The 6,055-nt window shown below is 34.8% G+C and carries 5 protein-coding genes; 4 read left to right on the top strand and 1 reads right to left on the bottom strand.

Features of this window, described 5'->3' with window-relative positions; all coding sequences use genetic code 11:
- Positions 1 to 113: 113 nt before the first annotated feature.
- Positions 114 to 1,955: a translational GTPase TypA gene (gene typA / locus NFR82_RS05750; RefSeq protein WP_251717340.1), complete on the bottom strand. Its 1,842-nt coding sequence runs from the start codon at positions 1,953 to 1,955 to the stop codon at positions 114 to 116.
- A 238-nt stretch (positions 1,956 to 2,193) separates the two neighbouring features.
- Here typA and def point away from each other — a divergent pair, with 238 nt between their 5' ends.
- The 4 genes from def (at position 2,194) to NFR82_RS05730 (ending at position 6,025) form a co-directional block, all read left to right on the top strand.
- A complete protein-coding gene (def, locus tag NFR82_RS05745) occupies positions 2,194 to 2,748 on the top strand; it encodes a peptide deformylase (RefSeq protein ID WP_251717339.1) in 555 nt (184 codons plus the stop codon).
- A gap of 368 nt (positions 2,749 to 3,116) precedes the next feature.
- Positions 3,117 to 3,338, top strand: a complete 222-nt coding sequence (locus NFR82_RS05740) for a DNA-dependent RNA polymerase subunit epsilon (RefSeq protein WP_251717338.1) — start codon at positions 3,117 to 3,119, stop codon at positions 3,336 to 3,338.
- A gap of 5 nt (positions 3,339 to 3,343) precedes the next feature.
- The gene (gene rnjA, locus NFR82_RS05735; protein WP_251717337.1) at positions 3,344 to 5,023 is read left to right on the top strand and encodes a ribonuclease J1; all 1,680 of its coding nucleotides are present in this window, start codon (positions 3,344 to 3,346) and stop codon (positions 5,021 to 5,023) included.
- 54 nt (positions 5,024 to 5,077) lie between these two features.
- Entirely contained in the window at positions 5,078 to 6,025 is a 948-nt protein-coding gene (locus NFR82_RS05730; protein WP_251717336.1) for a diacylglycerol/lipid kinase family protein, read from the top strand.
- The last annotated feature ends 30 nt before the right edge of the window (positions 6,026 to 6,055 follow it).

Raw genomic sequence — 6,055 nt, 5'->3', positions numbered from 1 at the left:
ATTTCTAATTTTTGTTGTTTAGATAATTTAGACATAACAAAAGACCCAAAAGCGTCTAACTTTTGGGTCTCAGTTCACTATGAAGTAGTGACTTTTTCATAATAAGTATTTTATTAGTTACGATTACGCTTCTTATCTGCCTTTTGACGTTCTGAAGTATTCAAAATTTGTTTACGTAAACGAATTGATTCAGGAGTTACTTCACATAATTCGTCATCGTTCAAGAATTCAATTGCTTCTTCCAAAGTGAGCTTCTTAGGTGTCTTAATAGCCGCTGCGTGGTCCTTACCAGAAGCACGAGTGTTAGTTAAATTCTTACCCTTAGTGACATTAACAGCAATATCACGTTCACGACTTGATTGACCAACAATCATACCTTCGTAAACTTCAACACCAGCACCAATGAACAATACACCTCTTTGTTCTACTGATTGAAGTGAGTAAGTTGTTGATTGACCTTGGTTAATTGATACTAAAGCACCGTTACGACGACCTGGTTCCCAATTCTTAACAACTGGTTTGTATGAATCAAAAGTATGGTTCATAATACCATAACCACCAGTTTGAGACATAAATTCATTGTTATAACCAATCAAGCCACGTGAAGGAACTAAAAATTCCAAACGAGTTTGGCCATTACCAGTAGTTTCCATGTTTTGCATGGTTCCCTTTCTTTGTGAAAGAGAATCAATTACTGATCCAACATATTCATCTGGAGTATCAACTTGAACAGATTCGAATGGTTCACACATTTCTCCATCAATTTCACGGTAAATAACCTTTGGACGTGAAAGTTGTAATTCGAAACCTTCACGACGTAATTCTTCAACCAAAATTGAAAGGTGCAACTCACCACGACCTGAAACAGTCCATGCATTAATTTGATCGGTTGGTTCAACCTTTAATGAAACATCAGTACGAGTTTGACGAATTAAACGATCTTCAAGTTTCTTAGGAGTTACTTGATCACCTTCACGACCAGCAAATGGTGAGTCATTAGCAACAAAGTCCATTTGAAGTGTTGGTGGATCAATTTTAAGAACTGGCAATGCTTCAGGCTTATCAGCAGAAGCAATAGTTTCACCAACATAAATATCATTAATACCACTAATAGCGATGATATCACCTGCTTTAGCTTCATTAATTTCATTACGTTTCAAACCGAAGAAACCAAATAATTTAGTAACGCGGAAGTTTTGAGTTGATCCATCACGCTTCATAACAGTGATGTTGTCACCAACTTTAACTTTACCGCGGTAAACACGACCTACACCGATACGACCTACATAGTCATCCCAATCAAGCATAGTAATTTGGAATTGTAGTGGTTCATCATCATTATCAAGTGGGGCTGGAATGTTCTTGATTACAGTATCAAAAATTGGATCCATTGTTTCTTCTTGCTTAGCAGGATCTGGATCGTATGATGAAGTACCATTCAAAGCAGAAGCATATACGACTGGGAAGTCAAGTTGTTCATCATTAGCACCAAGTTCGATGAATAATTCAAGTACTTCATCAAGAACTTCTTGTGGACGAGCACCTGGTCGATCGATCTTATTCATAACAACAATCGGCTTAACGCCAGCTTCCAAAGCCTTCTTCAAAACGAAACGAGTTTGTGGCATTGGACCTTCATATGCATCGACAAGTAAAAGTGCACCATCAACCATGTGCATAATACGTTCTACTTCCCCACCAAAGTCTGCGTGTCCTGGAGTATCTAAAATATTAATAGTAGTCCCCTTGTACTTAACAGCAGTATTCTTTGACAAGATAGTAATACCACGTTCACGTTCGATATCATTTGAATCCATTGCACGATCTTCAAGGTTCATGTGTTCTGGTAATGTATCTGATTGCTTAAGTAATTGGTTAACTAAAGTAGTCTTACCGTGGTCAACGTGAGCAATAATGGCGATATTTCTTAAATCGTCTCTTCTTTTTTCTGACAAAAGTATAATCCTCCCGATCTTCAATAAAAAAACTGTGACTTCGTCACAGTTTCGGTAGCGCCGAAGCGCCTCATCGAAGTGCTTAAAATCTCTATAGTTTCGATTTATGATTTTACCACCTACAACTAATAGGGTCAACGTTTTAAGGAAACTTATTATTAGTTTTAAAATTTCGACAAACTTCTTTAATTTATGGTACAAATAATATAGACAAAATAATATATAAGGAGACTTAAAATTGATTTTAATGAAAGATATCACTCGTGATGGAAATCCGGTTTTGCGTAGAGTTGCAGACGATTTAACTTTTCCATTAAGTGATCACTACAGAAAACTTGCTGACGATATGATGGAATACCTGGTTAACTCTCAAGATCCAAAGATCGCTGAAAAACATCAACTTCGTGCAGGTGTTGGTTTAGCTGCACCACAAGTTGGTGAAGGAGTAAAAATGGCCTCACTTCTGGTACCAGATGATGAAGGAAATATTCTCTTTAAAGAAACTTTCGTAAATCCAGAAATTATTTCTGAATCCGTCCGTCAAGTTTGTTTAAGTGAAGGAGAAGGTTGTTTAAGCGTCGATAAAGTTATTAATGGTTATGTTCCAAGACCCGATAAATTAACCATCCATTACTACACCGTTGACGGTGAGGAAAAAACAATTCGCTTAAAAGATTATCCTGCAATTGTCGCAAGCCACGAGATCGATCACTTAAATGGACATCTTTTCTATGACAGAATTAATAAAGAAAATCCTTTCGCTTTAGATGATGATACCATCGTTATTTCTTAATCAGTTATTTTTAAATCAAAATTTTGTTTTTTAATAGATAAATAAAAAAGCACCCAAACTGGGTGCTTTTATTATCGAAAAAAAGGCATTACCTACTTTGCCTTTAATCAATTAGGGAATTAAGAAGATTGAAGAGACTTCTCAACACAAGTAAGTGAGTTTTATACTTACTACATTTTTTATCTTATATCTAACGTTATTTTAAGTCAATGGGACTTGTGATTTAATTTTATATTTTTCTTAAAAAAGGCTCTAAACTTGTTTCTATACTTGAACCTATAAATATGATAAAATTTTATTAGCTATTGAGTATTTTTTGAATACTCATTATTTAGAACGTTTTACAATTTATAAGGAGATTAATAATTATGATCTACAAAGTTTTATATCAAAAAGACAAGATTGTTAACCCACGTAGAGAAACCACTCAAACACTCTACATTGAGGCTGACAATCAAGTAGAAGCCAGAATTATGGTTGAGGATAACACCCCCTACAACATTGAACTCATCCAAGAATTAACTGGAAACTCATTAAAATACGAACAAGAACACGCTGATTTCAAATTAACGTCGTTCGATAAGAAGTAATAATATTGAGAATTAAAAATAATGAAGTTGCCGTTTTCGCAATCGGGGGTTTAAACGAAATCGGTAAAAACATGTATTGCGTCCAATATCAAGATGAAATCATCATTATGGACTGTGGTATTAAATTCCCTGAAGATAACCTTTTAGGTATTAATTACGTTATCTCTGATTATTCATATTTAGTGAAGAACAGAAAAAAGATCAAGGCTTTGGTAGTTAGTCACGGACACGAAGATCACATTGGTGGAATTCCTTTTCTTCTTGAAAAGATTCCTGAAATTCCTGTCTACGCTACTCCATTCGCTCTCTCTTTAATTAGAGGCAAGCTTGATGAACATGGGATTTTAAATACCACTGAACTTCATGAAGAACACGAAGATACCGTTCTAAAATTTAAGAAACTTAGCGTTTCATTCTTTAGAACTACCCACTCAATTCCTGATACTTTAGGAATTGCGGTTCATACTCCATTAGGTGCTGTAGTTTTTACAGGAGACTTCAAGTTTGATCTTACACCTGTAATGAATCAACCTTCTCCAGACTTTCAAAAGATGGCAGAACTTGGTCAAGAAGGCGTACTTGCACTCTTGTCAGATTCAACAAATGCTGAAGTTCCACAATTTACAAAATCTGAAAGATTTGTTGCTAAATCTCTTCATGACATAATTACTGGAATTGACGGTAGAATCATTTTTGCCACATTTGCCTCAAACTTATATCGTGTATCAACTGCAATTAAGGCTGCGATTGACACGGGCCGTAAAGTGGCGATTTTTGGTAGAAGTATGGAAAATGGTGTTCAAAATGGTATTGATCTTGGCTATTTAGATCTACCTGATGGATTAATTGTTGATGCAGATGAAATTAACCGTACTCCTCCTGAGAAGGCTATGATCCTTTGTACAGGTTCTCAAGGTGAACCATTGGCTGCACTTTCCAGAATTGCAAATGGTACTCACAGACAAATTAGTCTTCAACCAAACGATACTGTTATCTTCTCATCCAACCCTATTCCAGGAAATACATTGAGCGTTAACCACCTTATTAATAAATTAATGGAAGGTGGAGCTAATGTAATTCATGGTCGTGTAAATAACGTCCATACTTCTGGTCACGGTGGTCAAGAAGAACTTAAGATGATGGTTGAATTGGCTAAACCCAAATACATGATTCCTGTTCACGGTGAATATCGTATGCAGGTTATCCATACTGAATTGGCACAAGAAGCTGGAGTTCCTGCAAAAAACACTTTTGTTTTAAGTAATGGTGAAGTTGTCTGCTTTAGCCCAGAAGGCTCAAGAATCGCTGGACATATTCCTGCCGGAGATGTTTACGTTGATACTTCTGGTACAGCAGATGTTGGTAATGTAGTTGTTCACGATCGTCAAATCCTTTCTGAAGAAGGATTAGTGGTTGCCGTTGCAACTATTGACTATAAACATAAGCGTGTTCTTGCAGGACCTGATATTTTAAGTCGTGGTTTTGTATACATGAGAGAATCAACTGAATTAATCAGCCAAGCTCAAAAACACGTTTACCATGTACTGCGTAATGAAATGGCAAAATCAGACAAGCCAAAAGATAGTGATATTAGAAAAGCTATTATCGAAAATCTTTCTGACTTCTTGTATTCTAAAACTGAACGTCGACCAATGATTTTGCCGATGATTATTGAGAAAAAATAAAAATCTAATATAAAAATCCCCTTTTCGGGGGTTTTATTTTATTCAAGAATAAAAATGACTAATAATATCACAATACATATTTTATTAAATCCTGTTGCTGGGAATGGTAAAGCACTTAAAATTTTTTCAAAATTAAAAAAGTTGCTAATTCAAAGAAAAATAAGAAATTATTTATATAGTAGTTCACGCCCTGGTGACCTTACTGAAATTGCAAAAAAATATTCCGATCAAGAACATAATAAAAAGGAAATTTTATTAGTTATTGGTGGAGACGGATCCCTTAATGAAGTAGTCAACGGAATAAAAAGATCAAACCATCCTGAAACTCCAGTTTCATATTTACCTGCGGGGTCTGGTAATGATTTTGCTCGTGCAGCAAAACTAACTAATAATCCTGAAGTATTATTAGCAAATTTGGTAAAACAAAAAAAGCCAGAAATGGTTGACTGTGGCTCTTTTATCGATAATGATTTAAATACTTCTAGAACTTATTTTGTTAATAATTTTGGAATTGGCTTTGATGCATATATCGTAAATCGTACCAATACCCACTCTCTTAAAAGGAAGCTTAACAAAATCCATGTTGGAAATTTGACCTACATCATAAATGTTTTTAATGCTTTAAAAAATCAAGATACATTTTCAGTAAGTGTATTTGATTACCAAGGCGAAAAACACTTTGATAATGTTTATTTTACAACTACAACGAATCATCCTTATTTTGGCGGTGGCGTCCCTATCTTACCTAGTGCAAATATTTATAATCATAGATTATCGACAATAGTAGTTCAAAAACCTAGTCTAGGTAAATTTTTACGTCTCTTTGCAAAACTTTTTAAAGATGGTTCACATGTCAACGATCCACATTTTCATTGTATTGAAGCAAAAGAAATTCGAGTTAAGACTTATAATAAGGAGTATTGCCAAATTGATGGAGAAAATGGTCCAAAAACTACCTATGACATAAGCTTTAAAATTGATCACTTTTATTTACAAAAATAAAAAAAGAAATGTATCACTAATTTGATACAT

Source organism: Lactobacillus agrestimuris, from assembly GCF_943193025.1.
GTDB classification, from domain to species: Bacteria; Bacillota; Bacilli; order Lactobacillales; family Lactobacillaceae; genus Lactobacillus; species Lactobacillus agrestimuris.
The sequence above is the reverse complement of the archived record's forward strand: the minus strand, read 5'-3'. Positions and strand labels throughout refer to the sequence as shown.

Bases quoted from the DNA above. Each gene is read 5' to 3' on its own strand.
- NFR82_RS05730 (WP_251717336.1), top strand. From the start codon at position 5,078: ATGACTAATAATATCACAATACATATTTTATTAAATCCTGTTGCTGGG.
- NFR82_RS05740 (WP_251717338.1), top strand. From the start codon at position 3,117: ATGATCTACAAAGTTTTATATCAAAAAGACAAGATTGTTAACCCACGT.